This window comes from Thalassovita sp. (assembly GCF_034670005.1).
GTDB lineage: Bacteria > Pseudomonadota > Alphaproteobacteria > Rhodobacterales > Rhodobacteraceae > Thalassobius.
The window spans coordinates 20,301-38,953 of the sequence record NZ_JAXMOH010000013.1 but is presented as its reverse complement, the minus strand read 5'-3'; the positions used below and the strand labels follow the sequence as shown (position 1 = coordinate 38,953).

18 protein-coding genes and 1 pseudogene are annotated in these 18,653 nt (G+C 59.7%); 8 read left to right on the top strand and 11 right to left on the bottom strand.

The genetic code is table 11. The features are described 5' to 3' along the window. Nucleotides 1–5: 5 nt before the first annotated feature. Genes gshB through rsmI form a run of 3 tightly spaced genes read right to left on the bottom strand, consistent with a single transcriptional unit; the run spans nucleotide 6 to nucleotide 2,280 of the window. The gene (gene gshB / locus VOI23_RS17305; RefSeq protein ID WP_323786340.1) at nucleotides 6–941 is read right to left on the bottom strand and encodes a glutathione synthase; all 936 of its coding nucleotides are present in this window, start codon (nucleotides 939–941) and stop codon (nucleotides 6–8) included. A 57-nt stretch (nucleotides 942–998) separates the two neighbouring features. Then, on the bottom strand, nucleotides 999–1,406 hold the full coding sequence (locus tag VOI23_RS17300) for a YraN family protein (protein WP_323786265.1): 408 nt from the start codon (nucleotides 1,404–1,406) through the stop codon (nucleotides 999–1,001). Between the two features lie 16 nt (nucleotides 1,407–1,422). Next, the gene (rsmI, locus tag VOI23_RS17295) at nucleotides 1,423–2,280 is read right to left on the bottom strand and encodes a 16S rRNA (cytidine(1402)-2'-O)-methyltransferase (RefSeq protein ID WP_416376546.1); all 858 of its coding nucleotides are present in this window, start codon (nucleotides 2,278–2,280) and stop codon (nucleotides 1,423–1,425) included. 87 nt (nucleotides 2,281–2,367) lie between these two features. On the opposite strand from rsmI, the gene VOI23_RS17290 reads away from it, so the two are divergent. Genes VOI23_RS17290 through murJ form a run of 3 tightly spaced genes read left to right on the top strand, consistent with a single transcriptional unit; the run spans nucleotide 2,368 to nucleotide 7,868 of the window. Further along, nucleotides 2,368–3,537, top strand: coding sequence for a penicillin-binding protein activator (locus tag VOI23_RS17290; RefSeq protein ID WP_323786263.1), 1,170 nt, complete (start codon nucleotides 2,368–2,370; stop codon nucleotides 3,535–3,537). A gap of 18 nt (nucleotides 3,538–3,555) precedes the next feature. Next, nucleotides 3,556–6,321, top strand: a complete 2,766-nt coding sequence (locus VOI23_RS17285; RefSeq protein ID WP_323786262.1) for a [protein-PII] uridylyltransferase — start codon at nucleotides 3,556–3,558, stop codon at nucleotides 6,319–6,321. Further along, nucleotides 6,318–7,868, top strand: coding sequence for a murein biosynthesis integral membrane protein MurJ (gene murJ / locus VOI23_RS17280; RefSeq protein ID WP_323786261.1), 1,551 nt, complete (start codon nucleotides 6,318–6,320; stop codon nucleotides 7,866–7,868). Before VOI23_RS17285 ends, murJ begins: the two co-directional genes overlap by 4 nt. Nucleotides 7,869–7,882: 14 nt before the next feature. Here murJ and VOI23_RS17275 read toward each other — a convergent pair whose 3' ends face one another. Next, nucleotides 7,883–8,566 carry a rhomboid family intramembrane serine protease gene (locus tag VOI23_RS17275; protein WP_323786260.1) on the bottom strand — a complete coding sequence of 228 codons (684 nt, stop codon included), beginning with the start codon at nucleotides 8,564–8,566 and terminating at the stop codon, nucleotides 7,883–7,885. Between the two features lie 72 nt (nucleotides 8,567–8,638). Between VOI23_RS17275 and trpS the strand changes: the two genes are divergently transcribed. Continuing rightward, a complete protein-coding gene (trpS, locus tag VOI23_RS17270) occupies nucleotides 8,639–9,685 on the top strand; it encodes a tryptophan--tRNA ligase (protein WP_323786259.1) in 1,047 nt (348 codons plus the stop codon). A 117-nt stretch (nucleotides 9,686–9,802) separates the two neighbouring features. On the opposite strand, the gene VOI23_RS17265 is transcribed toward trpS, so the two are convergent. Continuing rightward, nucleotides 9,803–10,348: a L,D-transpeptidase gene (locus VOI23_RS17265; protein ID WP_323786258.1), complete on the bottom strand. Its 546-nt coding sequence runs from the start codon at nucleotides 10,346–10,348 to the stop codon at nucleotides 9,803–9,805. Between the two features lie 182 nt (nucleotides 10,349–10,530). Between VOI23_RS17265 and VOI23_RS17260 the strand changes: the two genes are divergently transcribed. Further along, nucleotides 10,531–11,394, top strand: a complete 864-nt coding sequence (locus tag VOI23_RS17260) for a branched-chain amino acid aminotransferase (protein ID WP_323786257.1) — start codon at nucleotides 10,531–10,533, stop codon at nucleotides 11,392–11,394. A 49-nt stretch (nucleotides 11,395–11,443) separates the two neighbouring features. Here the strand turns inward: VOI23_RS17260 and VOI23_RS17255 are convergent, their stop codons facing one another. Further along, on the bottom strand, nucleotides 11,444–11,881 hold the full coding sequence (locus tag VOI23_RS17255) for a low molecular weight protein-tyrosine-phosphatase (RefSeq protein ID WP_323786256.1): 438 nt from the start codon (nucleotides 11,879–11,881) through the stop codon (nucleotides 11,444–11,446). A 42-nt stretch (nucleotides 11,882–11,923) separates the two neighbouring features. Between VOI23_RS17255 and VOI23_RS17250 the strand changes: the two genes are divergently transcribed. Further along, nucleotides 11,924–12,616, top strand: a complete 693-nt coding sequence (locus VOI23_RS17250) for an NAD-dependent deacylase (protein WP_323786255.1) — start codon at nucleotides 11,924–11,926, stop codon at nucleotides 12,614–12,616. 71 nt (nucleotides 12,617–12,687) lie between these two features. Here the strand turns inward: VOI23_RS17250 and VOI23_RS17245 are convergent, their stop codons facing one another. The 5 genes and pseudogenes from VOI23_RS17245 to meaB all read right to left on the bottom strand — a co-directional run bounded on the left by VOI23_RS17245 (nucleotide 12,688) and on the right by meaB (nucleotide 15,460). Next, nucleotides 12,688–13,197 carry a copper chaperone PCu(A)C gene (locus tag VOI23_RS17245; RefSeq protein WP_323786254.1) on the bottom strand — a complete coding sequence of 170 codons (510 nt, stop codon included), beginning with the start codon at nucleotides 13,195–13,197 and terminating at the stop codon, nucleotides 12,688–12,690. A 49-nt stretch (nucleotides 13,198–13,246) separates the two neighbouring features. Then, complete coding sequence (locus VOI23_RS17240) at nucleotides 13,247–13,585, bottom strand: hypothetical protein (protein ID WP_323786253.1); 339 nt, start codon at nucleotides 13,583–13,585, stop codon at nucleotides 13,247–13,249. A gap of 114 nt (nucleotides 13,586–13,699) precedes the next feature. Beyond that, the gene (rpmB, locus tag VOI23_RS17235; protein WP_323786252.1) at nucleotides 13,700–13,987 is read right to left on the bottom strand and encodes a 50S ribosomal protein L28; all 288 of its coding nucleotides are present in this window, start codon (nucleotides 13,985–13,987) and stop codon (nucleotides 13,700–13,702) included. 91 nt (nucleotides 13,988–14,078) lie between these two features. Continuing rightward, nucleotides 14,079–14,306: pseudogene (locus tag VOI23_RS17230) on the bottom strand (hypothetical protein); the annotation flags it as partial. A gap of 167 nt (nucleotides 14,307–14,473) precedes the next feature. Then, nucleotides 14,474–15,460: a methylmalonyl Co-A mutase-associated GTPase MeaB gene (gene meaB / locus VOI23_RS17225; RefSeq protein WP_323786251.1), complete on the bottom strand. Its 987-nt coding sequence runs from the start codon at nucleotides 15,458–15,460 to the stop codon at nucleotides 14,474–14,476. A gap of 168 nt (nucleotides 15,461–15,628) precedes the next feature. On the opposite strand from meaB, the gene hrpB reads away from it, so the two are divergent. Beyond that, nucleotides 15,629–18,079 carry an ATP-dependent helicase HrpB gene (gene hrpB / locus VOI23_RS17220; RefSeq protein WP_323786250.1) on the top strand — a complete coding sequence of 817 codons (2,451 nt, stop codon included), beginning with the start codon at nucleotides 15,629–15,631 and terminating at the stop codon, nucleotides 18,077–18,079. 106 nt (nucleotides 18,080–18,185) lie between these two features. After that, nucleotides 18,186–18,644 (top strand): NUDIX hydrolase, encoded by a 459-nt coding sequence (locus VOI23_RS17215; protein ID WP_323786249.1) that lies wholly within the window; start codon nucleotides 18,186–18,188, stop codon nucleotides 18,642–18,644. Nucleotides 18,645–18,653 lie beyond the last annotated feature (9 nt).

The window sequence follows — 18,653 nt, the reverse complement described above, 5'->3', positions numbered from 1 at the left end:
CTGTCTCAACGGCGCTTGGCCTCGATCGCTTCCCAAATCTTCTGCGCCGTGTTGGTACCGTCGAACCGGTCCAGTTCCTGAATGCCGGTGGGTGAGGTTACGTTGATTTCGGTCAGGTAGTCGCCAATCACGTCGATCCCGACGAAAACCTGCCCTTTTTCACGCAGCAGCGGTCCGATCCGGGCGCAGATTTCCAGATCGCGTTCGGTCAGGCCGATCTTTTCGGGCCGTCCGCCGACATGCATGTTCGAACGTGTTTCGCCCGCCGCCGGGACCCGGTTGATCGCGCCTACCGGGTCGCCATCGACAAGGATCACCCGCTTGTCGCCATTGCTGACATCGGGCAGGAATTTCTGCGCGATCAAAGGCTCGCGGCTGAACCCGGTGAACAGTTCGTGCAGTGAGGCAAGATTGCGATCGCTTTCGGTCAGCCGGAACACCCCGGCACCGCCATTGCCGTAAAGCGGTTTCAGGATGATATCGCCATGCTTTTCCTTGAACGCCCGTATGGTGGCCAGATCGCGGGCGATCGTGGTCGGCGGGGTCAGGCCAGGGAAATCCAGAACCAGCAGCTTTTCAGGGTAATTTCGCACCCAGAACGGGTCGTTGACCACCAACGTGCCCGGGTGCACCCGTTGCAGCAAATGGGTGGTTGTGATGTAAAACATATCGAACGGCGGATCCTGGCGCAGCCAAACCACGTCGAAATCGTCCAGATCGACTTCTTGTTCGTTGCCCAGACTGTAGTGATCGCCTTCGACACGGCGCACCGTTAACGGCCAGCCGCGCGCGATGACCCGGCCTTCCTGATAGGACAGGCAGTCCGGGGTATAATAAAACAGCTCATGTCCGCGCGCCTGCGCTTCTTCCGCGATCCGGAACGTACTGTCTGCATTGATGTCGATAGGCCCGATCGGGTCCATCTGAAAAGCGATCTTCATCGTCATCCCTCGCTCAGTGTCGCCAAATACATGGCGCAACCACCGGCCAGAGGCAAATCAGAAATGCCCGAAAGCGTTTTCAATAATCCTGATCGCCCCTTGGGTATTGACCAATGCGACGTCAAAACGAAGATCCGTCATCAGCGAACGGTCATGCTGCGCAAGGTAATCCTCGGCGGCAGAACAAAGCCGCGCAATCTGTGCCCGGCCCAACCGTTCGGCGGCGCGGTCGAAAGAGCGGCTTTTCTTCACTTCTACAAAAACGAAACCGTCCCCGTCCGCAAAGATCAGATCGACTTCACCACAGGAACCGCGCCAACGGGTATGGGCCAGGATGTAGCCGCGCGTCTGATACTCTGCCGCAACCTGTTCTTCGGCAGCCAGGCCTGACAGATAGGCCACCTTGCCGCGCAAGACATGTTTGGCCTCTGGTTTGGTTTGGCCGGTTTCACCCTGTACCGCCACTGAAATTATCCCTTTGTCAGGCGCGGTCCAGTTTCAGCGCCAATTGGTAAATTCTGCGCCGCGCGATCCCTGTTTCCGCCGCCAGTTGATCCGAGGCATCGCGTACAGTCATCCGCGTCAGAAGTTCAGACAATTTCAGCTCTAGATCGGAATCCCCAATATTCGGTAAATGTCCGCGATCCACCAGCACCACGACTTCGCCTTTGAGGCTTCGCTCTTTACAGATATCAGCCAGCTCGCTCAGTGGTGCGCGGATGATTTCTTCGAATTTCTTGGTCAGTTCGCGGCACACCGCAGCCTCACGCTCGGGGCCCAGAACTTCGGCCGCGTCAGCAAGCATTGCGGCAACGCGCTTGGGCGATTCGTAAAATGCCAGCGTGCCTGGCACGTCTTTCACCGCAGCCAAAGCGGTTTTCCGCTGACCTTTGGCATTGGGCAGGAAGCCTGCGAAAAAGAAACGGTCTGTCGGCAGACCCGCCAGTGTCAGCGCCGTAATGACAGCCGAAGCGCCCGGCGCACTGGTTACGTTATGCCCGCCGGCCCGCGCCGCGCGGGCCAGATCGAACCCCGGGTCGGCGACCATCGGCGTGCCCGCCTCGGATGCATAGGCCATCGACTTGCCTTCGCCCAGCAACGCCAACAGTCGCGGCCGCATCTGCGCACCGTTATGGTCGTGATAGGACAATAGCGGCCTGTCACCCAAGGTGATCCCGTGAATTTCCATCAGTTTGCGCAGGCTGCGGGTATCTTCGGCTACCAGAACATCCGCCGATGCCAGAATATCAAGCGCCCGCAGCGTGATGTCGCGGGCAGTGCCGATTGGCGTGGCGATCAGGTATAACCCCGGCGCCAGCTTTGTCTGTTGCAGATTCACCACTGGACCCGAACCTCACTGTCTTTATTATGCTATATCGAAGACCCAAGCTGTGTTTTTGCCGGTCACGAAGGAGCCGTTTCATCCATGTTCGCCGTTTTCAAAGCCGCCCGCAAGGCAATCGCACCGCTTGCCGCATCGCTGTCCCTGTTCGCCGTCACTGCCTGTCAGCCGGTCGCAATCGGCGACGGCCCTTCGATCAACACCAATGCCCCGGTCCCGGTCGCGTTGCTGGTACCCCATGGCAGCCCCAATGCCGGTGACGACCTGTTGGCGCAAAGCCTTGAAAATGCCGCCCGGCTGGCGATTTCGGATTTGGAGGGCGTGAATATCGAACTGCGCGTCTATGCGACCGCAGGCGATCCCGTTCAGGCCCGGGGGCAAGCGCTCGCAGCGGTGCAAGACGGTGCCAAGATCATCCTCGGCCCGGTTTACGGCGAATCCGCCAATGCCGCAGCGGTGGCTGTCGCTTCGCGCGGCGTCAACGTTTTGTCGTTTTCCAACAACACCACGATTGCTGGCGGTAACCTGTTCATTCTGGGGCCGACCTTCCAGAACACGGCCGACCGGCTGGTGAGCTTTGCCTCTGCTCAGGGCAAAGGCCGCATCGTGGTAGCACATGACAACAGCGTCGCCGGGCAACTCGGCCGCAACGCGGTTCAGTCCGCCGCCGCACGTTCCGGTGCCGAAATGGTCGGGGCTGTCGCTTATGAAAAATCGCAACAAGGCGTGATCAGGGCCATTCCGGCGATCCGTTCCGAAGTCCAGAAAGGTGCAGACGCGGTGTTCATGACCGCGCTGACAGAAGGTGCGCTGCCTCTGTTGACCCAGCTTCTCGACGAATCCGGTGTCGATCCCGAAACCACGCAGTATATCGGCCTGACCCGCTGGGATATCCCGCCGCAGACGCTGGAATTGCCGGGCGTTCAGGGCGGTTGGTTCGCGATGCCCGATCCGCCGATGACGCAACGGTTTTCCAGCCGTTACACCACCGCATTCGGCACCGCACCGCATCCGATCGGTGGATTGTCCTATGATGGGATCGCCGCGATCGGTGCCTTGGTTCAAGCGGGCAACAGCGACGCGCTGACCGCTGCGGCGCTGACCCAGGGGGCTGGTTTTCAGGGGGTGAACGGCATTTTCAGGCTGCTTGAAGACGGCACCAACGAACGCGGCCTGGCGGTCGCTCAAATTCAGAACAAGCAAGTTGTCGTGATCGATCCTGCGCCACGCAGCTTTGCCGGTTCCGGTTTCTAACCAACAGAAGACCCACATATGCTTGACCTCCCCCCAGCGCCGGACAGACTGATCTGTCCGGCTGATTCCATCTTCGATGCCGAAACCATCCGGCAGCGAATCGACGCAGCCACCGGTTCGGCGCAGAACGAAGCGGCGATCCGTGCCGCCGTGGTGCCGATCCTGATGGACGCGCGCATGGTCGGTATGGCGAAAATCGCGGAGGCATTCGCTGCCGATCCGTTTGCCGCCCGTCCGACCACGCGGGCCTATACCTGGCTAACCGATTGCATCGTCATCGTCGCGATGGACGTCGCGACCCGGCTGATGCATCCAAGCCCGCAAAACAACCGCGACGACCGCCTGAGCCTTGTCGCCGTCGGCGGATACGGACGCGGCGAAATGGCCCCCTATTCAGATGTGGACCTGCTGTTTCTGACCCCCGCCCGGATTACCGAATGGGCCGAGAAGGTGATCGAAAGCATGCTGTATATCCTGTGGGATTTGCGGCTGAAAGTCGGCCACGCATCACGCACCGTGCGCGATTGCCTAAAGCTCGGCAAGGAAGATTTCACCATCCGCACCGCGCTTTTGGAACATCGGTTTTTGGCTGGCGACGAAGCGCTGGCCAGGGAATTGGCCGACCGGTTGTCATCGGAATTGTTCCGCAACACCGCGCCGGAATTCATCGAAGCCAAGCTGACCGAACGCGACCAGCGCCACAAACGACAGGGCGGCCAACGATACGTGGTCGAACCTAACGTAAAGGAAGGCAAAGGCGGGCTGCGCGATCTGCAATCGCTGTTCTGGATCGCCAAATACCTGCACGGCGTACAAAAGGTCGAAGACCTGGTGAAGCTCGACGTCTTCACCGAAGAGGAGTACGAGACCTTCATGACCGCCGAGGATTTCCTCTGGGCGGTACGCTGCCATCTGCACCTTCTGACGAACCGCGCCTCGGACCAGTTGACCTTCGATTTGCAGGTCGAGGTGGCTGAACGCATGGGATACAAGGACAAGGGCGGACGCCGCGCGGTCGAACATTTCATGCAGGACTATTTCCGCCATGCCACTGCCACCGGCGATCTGACCCGTATTTTCCTGACCAAGCTGGAAGCGATGCATGTCAAAAGCGAGCCGCTTCTGGAAAGGATTTTCCGACGCACACCGAAGGTCAAAAAGGGCTACAGAGTGGTGCATGGTCGGCTGGCGGTCGAGGACGAAACGGCCTTCCTCGCCGACAAGATGAACCTTCTCAGGGTGTTCGAGGAAGCCCTGCGCACCGGTATGCTGATCCATCCCGACGCGATGCGTCTGGTGGTGGCGAACTTGGACCTGATCGACGACGACATGCGCAACGACAAGGAAGCGCGCCGCATCTTCCTTGACCTGATGCTGAAACACGGCAACCCGGAACGGGCGCTGCGGCGGATGAACGAATTGGGTGTGCTGGCCGCCTTCATCCCCGAATTCGAACCGATCGTGGCGATGATGCAGTTCAATATGTACCATCATTATACGGTGGACGAACACACGATCCAATGCATCCGCAACCTCAGCGAAATCGAACATGGCGAATTGGTGGAACCGTTACCGCTGGTCAGCCGTATCCTGAAGGAAGGCGTCAATCGCAAGGTGATCTATGTCGCGCTTCTGCTGCACGATATCGGCAAGGGCCGGGACGAGGATCATTCGGTTTTGGGCGCCAAGATCGCCCGCAAGGTTGCACCGCGTCTGGGCCTGAACAAATCCGATTCAGAAACGGTGGAATGGCTGGTGCGCTACCACCTGCTGATGTCGGACATGGCGCAGAAACGCGACATTTCGGACCCCCGCACATTGCGTGACTTTGCCAAGGCGGTGAAAACGCGCAAGCGGCTGGATTTGCTGACCGTGTTGACTGTTTGCGATATTCGCGGCGTCGGCCCCGGAACATGGAACAACTGGAAAGCCGTTCTGCTGCGCCAATTGCACCGTGATACCGCAGATGCGCTGGAGCATGGCCTGGAAGACCTCAACCGCAAAAACCGTGGTGTGGAGGCGCGCAAACAGTTGCGCGAGGCGCTGGATGGCTGGGACCCGGCGGCGTTACGGCGCGAAACCGGGCGGCATTACCCGCCCTATTGGCATGGGTTGGATACCAATACCCATGTCATCATCGCCAACCTGTTGCGCGATATTCCAGATGACGAAGTGCGGATTGACCTGCACCTGGACGATAACCGTGACGCCACCCGCGCCTGTTTCGTCATGATCGACCATCCCGGCATCTTTTCGCGGCTGGCCGGTGCGCTCGCGCTGGTCGGGGCCAATGTGGTCGATGCCCGCACTTACACCTCGAAGGACGGCTATGCCACTGCCGTGTTCTGGGTTCAGGATGCCGATGGTCACCCCTATGAGGAGGCCCGGCTGCCACGGTTGCGGCAGATGATCCACAAAACACTGCTGGGCGAAATAAAGACATCCGAGGCGATGCGGTCGCGCGACAAGATCAAGAAACGTGAACGCGCCTTCCGGGTTCCGACGTCGATCACCTTCGACAATGAAGGATCGGATATCTACACCATCATCGAAGTCGACACCCGCGACCGCCCCGGATTGTTGTTCGACCTGACCCGGACGCTGGCGGCCAACAACGTCTATATCGCCAGCGCCGTGATCGCGACTTACGGCGAACAGGTGGTCGACAGCTTCTACGTCAAGGATATGTTCGGGTTGAAATTCCATTCCGAACAGCGTCAGAAAACGCTGGTGAAGAAATTGCGCGATGCCATCGAAAAAGGCGCTGAAAGGGCCATATCGTGAAGCCGATCCGCTTGGTTTCCGGCTTCCTGACCGTCGGCATGTGGACCATGGCCAGCCGGATTCTGGGCTTCGTCCGCGACGCAATCATCCTGAACTATCTTGGCACCGGCCCAGCCTATGAAGCTTATGTCGTCGCTTTCCGCCTGCCCAATATGTTCCGCCGCTTCTTTGCCGAAGGGGCGTTCAACATGGCCTTCATCCCGCAATATTCCAAGCGGCTTGCAGGCGAAGGGGAAGATCAAGCAGACGAATTTGCCAGTCAGGCCTTTGCCGGCCTGGCATCGGTGCTGATCCTTTTGACCCTGCTGGCACAGCTTGTGATGCCTTGGCTGATCTACGGGTTGGCGTCGGGCTTTGCCGGGCAGGATCAATACGATCTGTCCGTGGTCTTTGGCAGAATCGCCTTCCCCTATATTCTGTTTATTTCGCTTGCGGCGCTGCTATCAGGCGTATTGAACGCCCATGGCCGGTTTGCCGCTGCCGCCGCCGCTCCGGTCTTGCTGAATATGCTGGTGATCAGCTCTATGGTCTTTGCCGTGCTTGGCGGGTTTGACATCGCCTATGCCTTGATTTGGACCATCCCTGTTGCCGGGGTGGCGCAAATGATCTTGGTCTGGATCGCAGCCCGGCGCGCCGGATTTCAATTAACTTGGATGCGGCCACGCTGGACCCCGGAAATGCGCCGTTTGGTGCGGGTTGCAATCCCTGCCGCACTGGCCGGTGGCGTGGTACAGGTCAACCTGTTGGTGGGGCAGCAAGTGGCCAGCTATTTCGACCGCGCGGTGGGGTGGCTCTATGCTGCGGACCGGCTGTACCAGTTGCCGCTCGGTGTCGTTGGCATCGCAATTGGAATTGTCCTGTTGCCCGATCTGTCGCGTCGCCTGAAAGACAGCGACGATGCCGGGTCGCGCGATGCGCTAAGCCGCGCGGCGGAAATATCTCTGGCACTCACCATCCCCGCTGCCGTGGCTCTGGTGGTGATTCCGCTACCTCTGGTTTCGGTCCTGTTCGAACGCGGTGCGACCCGCGCCGATGACAGCGCCGCCATCGCTGTTGCGGTGGCGATTTACGGACTCGGCCTGCCTGCTTTCGTGATGCAAAAAGTCTTGCAACCGCTTTTCTTTGCCCGCGAAGACACCCGCACACCCTTTTATTATGCGCTGGTGGCGATGGTGGTAAATGCCGCAATCGCCATCGGTTTGGCGTTTGTCATCGGCTGGCTGGCTTCGGCGATAGCGACCACTTTAGCCGGTTGGGTGATGGTGGGCCTTTTAACAATAGGCGGGCGCCGCTTTGGTGATGTGGCACGGTTCGACACCCGCTTTCGCACCCGTATCTGGCGCATTATCGCCGCCGCGCTGGCGATGGGAGCGATTTTGTGGGGCGGCATGGTCCTGCTGACCCCATTCCTTGGCATGGCCGGCATTCGCTACGGCGCGCTCGCTGCGCTCGTGTTCCTGGGCATCGTCAGCTACTTCGTGATCGGTCAGGTAATCGGAGCGTTCCGTCTGTCCGAATTCAAAAGCGCGATGCGGCGAGGCGGCTAGGAATTGACGGATCCTCAGCGGTGCCGCATCCGGTCGCGCATCCGGCGCAACCCGCCGGGGCTGACAAATACTGACAGGACAAAGCCCGATACAAAGCCGCTCAAATCAGCGATCCAATCGGGCTGAGACCCGAAAAGCAGACCAAAGACCAACTGGATTCCCATCAAGAGTCCGATCAGCGAAAAGGCCCTTGTTTGCCGTTCGCCCAATTGACCAAGCCGCAGCCACAACAGATAGGTGAACGCTCCGATCAACGCATAGGCCCCGGGAAACGCCCCAATCAGCGGGATCGGTGTCTCTACCAGCAGGCCATAGGCCAGAGCGCCGATGACGGTACCGGAGACAAAGACCATCAGAACCGCAACTTGGCTGAACACTTCACCCACCATCTTGCCCAGCGCTAAAACCATTACCCCCGCGAACAGCGCCTGGGTAAAACTGACATGAATAAAGGCATAGGACAGGAACCTGATCACATGTTCCAACGGCCAGCGCCCATTCGACAGCATCCATCCGAAGATGTCCGAAGAGAAGGCGTAGCGCTGCACCGCTTCCAACCGCCATCCCACCGCGCCGGGTCCAAAAAAGCCACTGCGTGCGCCAAGCTGGAACACCACCTCGATTCCGATAATCAACACGGCCAATGCGGCCACCACCGGCGGCAAAGGGTTTAAGGGGCTGTTATTGTGACTGCTCATCGGGCTCTCCTTGACGGGGCATTGGGCCATGGGTAAGCCAGCCGCACAGATAAATCCAGACGGAGATATACCATGTCGGATGCGGTCCAAACGCAATCCACCCCGAATGCCGGGTTCACCCCCCGGGTTTTTTCGGGCATCCAGCCCACAGGCAACCTGCACTTGGGCAACTATCTCGGCGCGCTCAAGCGCTTTGCCGACGCCCAGAACAAAGGCATCGAATCGATTTATTGTATGGTCGACATGCATGCGATCACCGTCTGGCAGGACCCTGTCGATCTGGCCCGCGCCACGCGCGAACTGTGTGCCGGTTTTATCGCCTCCGGTCTCGATCCGGAAAAATCGATTCTGTTTAATCAAAGCCAGGTGCCGGAGCACGCCCAGATGGCCTGGATATTCAACTGCGTCGCCCGGATGGGCTGGATGCAGCGGATGACCCAGTTCAAGGACAAGGCAGGCAAGAACGCACAGAACGCCTCGCTGGGCCTGTTCGCCTATCCCGCGCTAATGGCCGCCGACATCCTGGTCTATCACGCCACCCATGTGCCGGTGGGAGAGGACCAGAAACAGCACTTGGAACTGACCCGTGACATCGCGATGAAATTCAACCACGATTACGGCGTCGATTTCTTCCCAATCACCGAACCGGTTATCGAGGGCGCGGCGACCCGGGTGATGTCTTTCCGTGACGGCACCAAAAAGATGTCGAAATCCGACCCTTCGGACATGAGCCGGATCAACCTCACCGACGACGCCGACGCCATCGCCAAAAAGATCCGCAAGGCCAAGACCGACCCCGACCCGCTGCCCGACACGGTAGAAGGGCTGGAAGGTCGCCCCGAGGCCAGCAACTTGGTCAATATTTACGCAGCCTTGGCCGACCTGACACCCGAACAAGTGATCGCGGAACACGCAGGTCAGCAGTTTGGATCCTTCAAACCGTCGCTTGCAGATCTTGCCGTAGCCAAGCTCGCGCCGATCTCGGCCGAGATGTCGCGGCTGATGCAGGATCAGGCTGAAATCGACCGCATACTGGGCCGCGGATCCGAACGCGCCCGGGATATCGCGGCGCCAATCCTGAACAAAGCCTACGACATCGTCGGGATGATCCGGTCCTGACCTCGTCAGGGGGAAGGCGCTTGGCCTTCTTCTTGGTTAAAATACTTTCAGGGGTGAATTGGCCAGAGGCCAAGAGGGGGCGGAAAGCCCCCTCACTCTGTCCACGGGCCGGACCAATCAGATCAGCCGAACCTGGGTTCCGACCTTCGCCATACCAAACAATTCGGCGATCATTTCATTATAAAGCCCGATGCAGCCATCCGAAGACCGCCGCCCGATTTTGCGTGTGTCATGCGTGCCGTGAATCCGGTAAAATTGCCAACTGAGGTAAAGCGCGTGTGTCCCCAGCGGATTTCCGGGCCCGGCTGGGATCATTCGCGGCAGGCTCGGATCGCGTTCCCGCATTGATGGGGTCGGTGTCCAGGTCGGTCCTTCGACCTTGCGAATGACTTCGGTGTACCCAAGGCGGGTCAGGTCCTCGCTCAGAGGAACCGAAGTCGGGTAAATACGATAGATCGTTTCGTCGGCATTCCAGAAATGCAACGCTCTGGACGCCGTGTCGGCCACGATCACGCCGACGCCCAACGACTCAAAATGATCCCGCCAAGCGATGTCGCGGAAACCGGAAATGTTGTGCCGCACGCCATCCAACGCGAGCGCCGGACTGGCCATAGCCGCCAGCGCTGTCGTGACGACGCTTCGGCGCGAAAAAACCTTGTTCATGTGATTGTCCTGTTCACTTCTTTTGGGTGCAAATTCCATGTGCACGGTCATATTCGCAAATCACGATATGGTGTGATGCGGGATGAAAACAGCAGTGCTGCATCCCCGTGACACAAGTCCGTTTCTCTACGGTATGGACCTTCCACGCGCGCGCTTCTAACCTGCCCGCAAAGGAGAATTCCATGGCACTGAGCAACACGATCCGCACCTATTTCAAAGACACTTGGCATCAGGGGGATTACCCGGTGATGAATGCCGCCGATCACGGCGCGTGGTTGGGCAGTACTGTGTTCGACGGGGCACGCTTCGTCGACGGGCTAACGCCCGATCTCGATGCCCATTGCGCCCGTGTGAACAGGTCCGCCAAGGCACTGATGATCGAACCGACCATCACCGACGAAAATATGGTGGAACTCGTCCACGAGGGCCTGCGCGGCTTCGATAAGGGAACTGCCGTCTATATCCGCCCGATGTATTGGGCAATCAACGGCGACAGCACCGGCATCATGCCTGAACCCGGCGAAACCGGTTTCGCGATTTCGCTGGAAGCGGTACCGATGGCCCCCGCTGATGCCTCCACCACGCTGACCCGCACAAGGTTCCGTCGCCCGGTACTGGAAAACGCAGTCTGCAATGCCAAGGCAGGCTGCCTGTACCCCAACAATGCCCGGATGATCGCCGAGGCGAAATCGAAAGGCTTCGGCAACGCTTTGGTCGCCGATGCGATGGGCAATGTCGCCGAAAGCGCCACCGCGAACGTGTTCATGGTGCGCGACGGCGAAGTGTTCACCCCAATCGCCAACGGTACCTTCCTGTCCGGAATTACCCGTGCGCGCCATATCAAGAACCTGCGTGAAGACGGGTTCACCGTGCATGAGACAGTGCTGACCTTCGACGACTTCGACCGGGCTGACGAAGTGTTCCTGTCGGGCAATATGAACAAGGTCACCCCGGTCACAGCTTTTGATGACAAGACATACGAGGTCGGCCCGATCACCAAACGCGCCCGTGAACTGTACTGGGACTGGGCGCATTCGGACAGCTGACAAGTGGCCTCCGCAGAGGCAATCAAAGTCTGGGCAAGGACTTCACCGCCTAAAGATCAGCCAGTAACCCCTGCGCGGCCGCTTCTATCAGGTCCAGAACGCCATCGAAATCACGGGTATAGTAGGGGTCTGGCACATCTCTGATGCCTGCCAGACCGGCGTAATCTGCGAACAGTCGTACCGGCGTTTCGCTACCTTCGGGCCGCAAGCTTTCGATGTTCGCCAGATTTTCCCGGTCCATCGCCAGGATCAGGTCGAATCGGTCGAAATCCGTAATCGTTAATTGCCGTGCGCGCAGACCCGACAAATCAATCTGACGCTGCAAAGCCGCCTGCCGCATCGGACCATAAGGTGTTTCGCCGACATGCCAGTCCGACGTTCCTGCGCTGTCGATCTGCAATTCGGGCGACAATTTGCGCATCACCCCCTCTGCGGCGGGCGATCGGCAGATATTTCCAAGACAAACGAATAGGATATGACTGGTCATAAGGAGTCCTCTACGACACAAGATTTACAGCACGGGGGAGAGATGAAAAAGATCGTTATTCTAACGGGGGCGGGCATTTCTGCTGAAAGCGGTCTTGGTACATTCCGAGACGAAGGCGGGTTGTGGTCGCAGCACCGGATCGAAGACGTGGCGACCCCCGAAGGGTTTACGCGCAATCCACTACTGGTGCATGAGTTTTACAACGCACGGCGCTTGCAGGCCACCCGCGCCCTGCCCAATTCCGCCCACACCGCTCTGGCTCGGCTTGAGGCAGAGCATCCCGCCAACGTGGTAATCATCACGCAAAATGTTGACAATCTGCACGAAACGGCCGGGTCTCGAACTGTGCTGCATATGCATGGTCGACTGGCCGGGGCGCTTTGTGCCAAATGTGGTCATCGCTGGGACGCCCCGGACGCCATGCAGCCCGATGATCCCTGCCCGTCCTGCACCACCCCGGCAATTCGGCCCGACATCGTCTGGTTTGGGGAAATCCCATATCACATGGACGAAATCTGGGACCATCTGCGCGACGCCGATCTGTTCGCTGCCATCGGTACGTCGGGCGAAGTCTATCCGGCCGCTGCCTTTGTTCAGGACGCCGACCGCAATGGTGCGCATACGGTGGAGTTGAATTTGGAACCCTCTTCGGTCGTGTCCGACTTTTCCGAAACGCATTTTGGAAAAGCGACCGAAATCGTGCCGCAATGGGTGGAGAACCTGTTGAAGGGCTAAATCGCAAACAGCCGAGCACGAGGCCCGGCTGTTTCTTTTTCAAGGCCGGGCCCTGCGGTCCGGCTGAACGCTCAGTTCGACGGCTGACCCATCTTCATGTTGCCGTGATTCATCTTGCCGTTCCCCATATTGCCAGCCATCGGCTTGCGGTTCAGGTCGACCGGCACTTCGACGACGACATCCCCCGCCTTTTCAAAGCTCAGGGTCACGGTGACGATATCGTCCTGTTCGAACGGGGCTTTCAGTCCCAGAAACATCACGTGCTTGCCGCCGCGCTGCATGGCAATCGTACCGTCTTTGGGCAAATCGAAACCTTCTTCCACATGCACCATCCGCATAACACCATCGGCGTTTTCCATATGGGTATGCAGTTCAACCCGCTCGGCCGCGTCCGAACTGGCCGAAATCAGGTGATCATCCTGACCGGTGTGGTTTTCGATCATCATGAAGGCTGCGCCCGAATTCGACATCATCGACGATGCGCGGGCATAGGGGTCTTTGACCATGATGCCCTCGGCAAAGGCGGGAACGGCGAAAACAGTGGCCGCGACAGCGGCAAGAATAGTGGATTTGAACGACATGAATCGCTCCTTTTTTCTGACAGAGTGTTGAAGGTTTGGTTTTGAGTTGTCAGAAAATTGCGGGCGGCCCGCGCGCGGTAGCAGGCACGATATCGTTCGTAACCGCCACTGTGCCCGCCTCGATTCGCAGCGCAACAGCCTGCCCTAAGGGACGCAACACTTGAACAGGCGGTGAATCATACAACGCGAAAAGCGACAGGGCGTAGTCCGGGCAGATATGCGGTTTGCCCACCGGCTGGCCATCGTCGTCGACCAGAACCGATACCGGACCGTATCCGGTACACAGAACAATTTCACCCGCAGCATTGGGCATACCACGCGCCACGGCCATCGACTGACCGGTTAGGGTCAACAGAGCGGCCAGCACCAGGGCAAGATATGAGCGCAATACGGGTTTCATCAAAGCCAGATATATTGCGCGGAACGAGAATGTGAAAGCGACAAAAGGAAACAGCCCCGCCGGATTCGGCAGGGCTGCACTAATTCAATCTGTCAGAAGGACTTAGGCCGTAGCTTGCGCCTTGGCGATGTCTTTCTTGATCTTCAGCGCGTTGGCCGACAGTTCGGTGTCCTTGGCTTTGGCCAAAAACGCGTCCAGCCCGCCACGGTGATCAACTGTGCGCAATGCAGCAGCAGTGATGCGCATCTTGAAACCCCGTCCCAGGGTTTCGGATTGCAGCGTCACATCGTTCAGGTTGGGCAGGAAACGACGCTTATTTTTGTTGTTGGCGTGGCTGACATTGTTGCCAGACATCGGGCCAATACCGGTCAGTTCGCAGCGGCGCGACATGTGTCTATCCTCGTCTCATCAGCGGAGCGCTTCCGGCCCCTACAACATAAATGGACGCCGCCGCAGGCAGCGCCCTGAATTCCGTTTTGCGTCAGTAGGCGGAATCGGCAGGCGCGTCAAGACCCAAGGCCTGCGGATTACCCGTTTCAGCCTCTTCTCCCAGAAACCCGCCCGATTGTCGCGCCCAAAGCCCAGCAAAGACCCCGCCTTGGGACAGCAATTCATCATGGCTGCCGCCTTCGATGACGCGCCCCTGATCCATCACGGTCAACCAGTCCATCTGGGCGATGGTCGACAGCCGGTGGGCAATCGCAATCACCAAAGGTAGAAATTGCGGGAAATTCTGGGGCGGAGATACAGGGCTGCTTGTCGGCAACCAGACACACGAAATCCATTCCCTTGTCAAAAGGTGGTCGGGATCCCGGAATACATCATGCGCCCTATGCCAATTCGCTGCGGCGGCGATTGCGTACCAGTGCGCGCTTGTTACTCCGAGGATATATGAAGGTCCTGCAACAATTGCGCGGCGGCCTTTGATGGCGTGGTCTGACCTTGGGCAACCCGCTGCCCGATCCGGTCCAGCGCGGCGCGGGCCTGACCGGTACGCAGCTGCGCCAGCAACGCCTGCCTGACCTCTTCTTCGAACCAGTACCGCGCCTGCTCGGCCCGGCGATCAGCAAAATGTCCGGTTTCGCGGCGCCAATCGACCAGCGTATTCATTTCTTCCCAAGCCTTGGACAATCCATCCTGTTCCAGTGCCGAGACGGTCATAGCCTTGGGGAAACCTTCGGGATCATAGGGCCGTTTACGCAGCAGGCGCAGGGCCCCGGCGTAGTCAGCACAGGTCCGCATCGCGGTGGGTTTCAGATCGCCATCGGCCTTGTTCACCAGTATGATATCGGCCATTTCCATAATGCCGCGTTTGACCCCCTGCAATTCGTCGCCGCCCGCCGGGGCCAGCAGCAGAATGAACAAATCGGACATTTCGGCCACCACGGTTTCGGATTGGCCGACACCCACGGTTTCGATCAGGATCACGTCGAACCCGGCCGCTTCGCACAGGGCCACCGCTTCGCGCGACCGTCGCGCCACACCGCCCAGATGGGTTCCGCTGGGCGATGGACGAATGAACGCATTGGGATCGCGGCTCAGCTGTTCCATCCGCGTCTTGTCACCAAGGATCGACCCGCCGGAACGGGCCGAACTGGGATCGACCGCCAGAACCGCCACCCGCAATCCCTGCCCGGTCAGCATCATGCCGAAGCTTTCGATGAACGTTGATTTGCCCACCCCCGGGGTCCCCGACAACCCGATGCGAACGGCCTGCGCATCGGTTTTACGGCTCAGCGCCTCGATCAGTTCGGCCGCCTGTTCCCGGTGGTCGGCCCGGCTGCTTTCCACCAAAGTGATGGCGCGGGCCAGGGCGCGGCGGTCGCCGGTCACGATCTTGTCACTGAGCTTTGCGATATCCATTGCATCATCCCGTTGATCCGGGGACTTTCTTGCCTTGCCCGGGTCCCCCTTGTCCAGCCGATAGCCGAAAAAGAAGCCGGGTTTACCGGCCTTATCGGCACAGCGATGCGTCGCCCCTATACCGGCGCATCCCTTTACCCCACCCCGCACATCCCCGATAAGCAGGCTATGACGACCCTGCCCATCCATTCCGCCCTGCCCGAATTGTTGGCTGCCCTGCGCCGTTATTCCCGCGCAGTGCTGCAGGCCCCGCCTGGCGCGGGCAAAACCACGGTTGTGCCGCTGTCGATGCTCGAAGCGGATCTGACCGGAGGCCGCATCCTGATGCTGGAACCTCGGCGGCTGGCCGCCCGTGCTGCCGCTGAACGAATGGCGCAGACGCTTGGCGAACCGGTGGGACAGACCGTCGGCTACCGCATCCGGGGCGAAGCGAAGGTGTCGAAATCCACCAGGATCGAGGTGGTCACCGAAGGTATCCTGACCCGGATGATTCAGTCAGATGCTGAACTCTCCGGCATCGGCGCGGTCATCTTCGACGAATTTCACGAACGGTCGCTCAATGCCGATCTGGGGCTGGCGCTGTGCCTCGAGATCGCCGATGCACTGCGCGACGACCTGATCCTGTTGGCGATGTCTGCCACGCTCGACGCCGATCCCGTGGCGGCCCTGATGGGTGACGTTCCGGTGATCACTTCGCAGGGCCGTGCCTTCCCCGTCGATATCCGCTGGCTCGACCGCCCGCTGCCGCCCAAAACCCGGCTGGAAGAGGCCACCGCCAGCCTTATCCAACAGGCCATCGCGGAAACCGAAGGCGGCGTGTTGGTCTTCCTTCCCGGTGAAGGTGAGATACGGCGCACCGAGGCATTGCTGAAAGGCCGCTTGCCCGCTGATTGCGATATCCGTCCCTTGTTCGGCGCAATGGAGTTCGGCAAGCAGCGCGCCGCGATCGAACCGGCGAAAACCGGGCGCAAGGTGGTGCTGGCAACCTCGATCGCGGAAACGTCGCTCACCATTCAGGATGTGCGCGTGGTGGTGGATGCGGGCCGATCCCGCCGGGCCCGGTTTGACCCGGGATCGGGCATGTCGCGGCTGGTGACAGAAAAAGTCACCAAGGCCGAAGCCACACAGCGCACGGGACGCGCCGGGCGGGTGGCCGACGGGCAATGTTACCGGCTTTGGACCAAGGGCGAAGAAGGCGGGCTGCAACCGTTTCCTCCGGCGGAGATCGAAACCGCCGATCTGGCCGGCCTGGCACTGGAACTGGCGCTATGGGGGGCGTCGCCCTCCGACCTGGCCCTTCTCACCGCCCCCAATCCCGGTGCCTTTGCCGAAGCGCAGGCCCTGTTGCGGATGTTGCAGGCGCTTGATGCGCAGAACCGGATCACCGATCATGGCCGCGCCCTGGCGGCGCTGCCACTGCATCCACGACTTGCTCATATGCTGGCCGTTGCGGGTCCTGACGCTGCTCTGCTGGCCGCCCTGTTGGCCGACCGCGATCCGCTGGCCCGGTCGGCCCCGGTGGATCTGTCGCTACGGCTGATGGCCCTGCGCGACCTGCGCGGCTACAACGACCGCCATCCCTTCCCCGCCAATCGCGGTGCTGTGGAGCGGATCAAATCAGAGGCGAAACGGCTGACCAAGCGGACGAAGCCCGACCGCACAGGAGGGATGAGCGACGCCGAAATGGCTGCCCTCGCCTATCCCGACCGGATCGGATTACGCCGCAAGGGCGACGCCGCGCGCTATATCCTGTCAGGTGGCAAGGGCGCAGTGATGAACGACCACGATCCGCTTGCCGGGGCGCGGCTGATCGTTGCCACCGATCTTGACGGCAATCCGCGCGAGGCCCGTATCCGCCAGGCGATCCAGATATCCGAGGCCGAGCTGCGCGGCCTTTTTACCGATCAGATCGGTTGGACCGATCACTGTGAATGGTCGCGACGCGACCGCCGGGTCATTGCACGCAGGCAGGAAAAGCTGGGTGCGGTGATCCTGGACGACCGTGTTTGGAAAGACGCACCGCCCGAGTACATCGCGCGTGCCATGCTGGACGGGGTGCGCGATCTGGGCCTTGCCCCATCTGACGCCGCAAGACGGTTTGTTGCGCGGGTCATGTTGGTGCGCACCGCCGAAAACGCCCTGCCCGACATGTCCGAACCCGCACTGATGGACAGTCTCGAAGACTGGCTGCTACCGCATCTTTCCGGCGTTAAAACCGCCGAGGGCTGGAAGAGGTTCGATCTTCTCAATCCACTCAGGGCGATGCTGGACTGGAACCAGATGCAGGCGCTCGACCGGGCGGCACCGGCGCATTTCACCACCCCTCTCGGGCGGCAGATCCCGATTGATTATTCCGGTGAAGTTCCCGAAATCAGCCTGCGCCTGCAGGAAATGTTCGGTCAAACCACACATCCGATGGTGGGACATACGCCGCTGAAGGTCACGCTTTTATCCCCCGCCGGACGCCCGGTGCAGACAACGAGAGACATTCCCGGGTTCTGGGCCAGTTCCTATGCGGATGTGCGCAAGGACATGCGCGGGCGATACCCAAAACACCCCTGGCCCGAAGACCCGACACAGGCCGACCCGACGCTCAGGGCAAAACCGCGTATACGTTAAATTTCGTTTCAAAATCTGATATTTTGTACTCAAGTTATCTTTCTGATATACAAGTGTGCCAAGACGTCCCCTAAGGCGTGCACCAATCAAGAACGAGCAGCTGTTCATGCCCAAACGCACAAAGAAAGCTTGGCCCCACTTGGCCAGTCGATTGGCCCTGCGACCACCTGCAAACCAGGTGGCGGCCATTTGTGTGCGCGAAAAATCCGGTAAAAAACAGGTTCTGCTGATCACATCGCGCGGGACTGGTCGCTGGATCGTTCCCAAAGGTTGGCCGATCCGTAACAAATCAAATGCCGACGCGGCCCTGCAGGAAGCCTGGGAAGAAGCAGGCGTCAAATCCGGTAAAGTATCTAAAGCGCCGCTGGGCAGGTTCCATTATGACAAGCTGCACGATGACGGTCATATCACCCCGATCGAAGCAGAAGTATTCTTGGTCGAGGTCGATGAGCTGTGCACCGACTACCCCGAGGCCGATCAACGCACCCGGCAATGGCTCACTCCGGCAGCCGCGGCGCGGCTGGTGGACGAAAAGGAACTGAAGGCGCTGCTGTTGTCTTTGTAACGGTTCTGC

Bases quoted from the DNA above. Each gene is read 5' to 3' on its own strand.
- gshB (WP_323786340.1), bottom strand. From the start codon at position 941: ATGAAGATCGCTTTTCAGATGGACCCGATCGGGCCTATCGACATCAAT.
- VOI23_RS17290 (WP_323786263.1), top strand. From the start codon at position 2,368: ATGTTCGCCGTTTTCAAAGCCGCCCGCAAGGCAATCGCACCGCTTGCC.
- VOI23_RS17285 (WP_323786262.1), top strand. From the start codon at position 3,556: ATGCTTGACCTCCCCCCAGCGCCGGACAGACTGATCTGTCCGGCTGAT.
- VOI23_RS17275 (WP_323786260.1), bottom strand. From the start codon at position 8,566: ATGAGCAGTCACAATAACAGCCCCTTAAACCCTTTGCCGCCGGTGGTG.
- trpS (WP_323786259.1), top strand. From the start codon at position 8,639: ATGTCGGATGCGGTCCAAACGCAATCCACCCCGAATGCCGGGTTCACC.
- VOI23_RS17265 (WP_323786258.1), bottom strand. From the start codon at position 10,348: ATGAACAAGGTTTTTTCGCGCCGAAGCGTCGTCACGACAGCGCTGGCG.
- VOI23_RS17260 (WP_323786257.1), top strand. From the start codon at position 10,531: ATGGCACTGAGCAACACGATCCGCACCTATTTCAAAGACACTTGGCAT.
- VOI23_RS17255 (WP_323786256.1), bottom strand. From the start codon at position 11,881: ATGACCAGTCATATCCTATTCGTTTGTCTTGGAAATATCTGCCGATCG.
- VOI23_RS17250 (WP_323786255.1), top strand. From the start codon at position 11,924: ATGAAAAAGATCGTTATTCTAACGGGGGCGGGCATTTCTGCTGAAAGC.
- VOI23_RS17245 (WP_323786254.1), bottom strand. From the start codon at position 13,197: ATGTCGTTCAAATCCACTATTCTTGCCGCTGTCGCGGCCACTGTTTTC.
- rpmB (WP_323786252.1), bottom strand. From the start codon at position 13,987: ATGTCGCGCCGCTGCGAACTGACCGGTATTGGCCCGATGTCTGGCAAC.
- meaB (WP_323786251.1), bottom strand. From the start codon at position 15,460: ATGGATATCGCAAAGCTCAGTGACAAGATCGTGACCGGCGACCGCCGC.
- hrpB (WP_323786250.1), top strand. From the start codon at position 15,629: ATGACGACCCTGCCCATCCATTCCGCCCTGCCCGAATTGTTGGCTGCC.
- VOI23_RS17215 (WP_323786249.1), top strand. From the start codon at position 18,186: ATGCCCAAACGCACAAAGAAAGCTTGGCCCCACTTGGCCAGTCGATTG.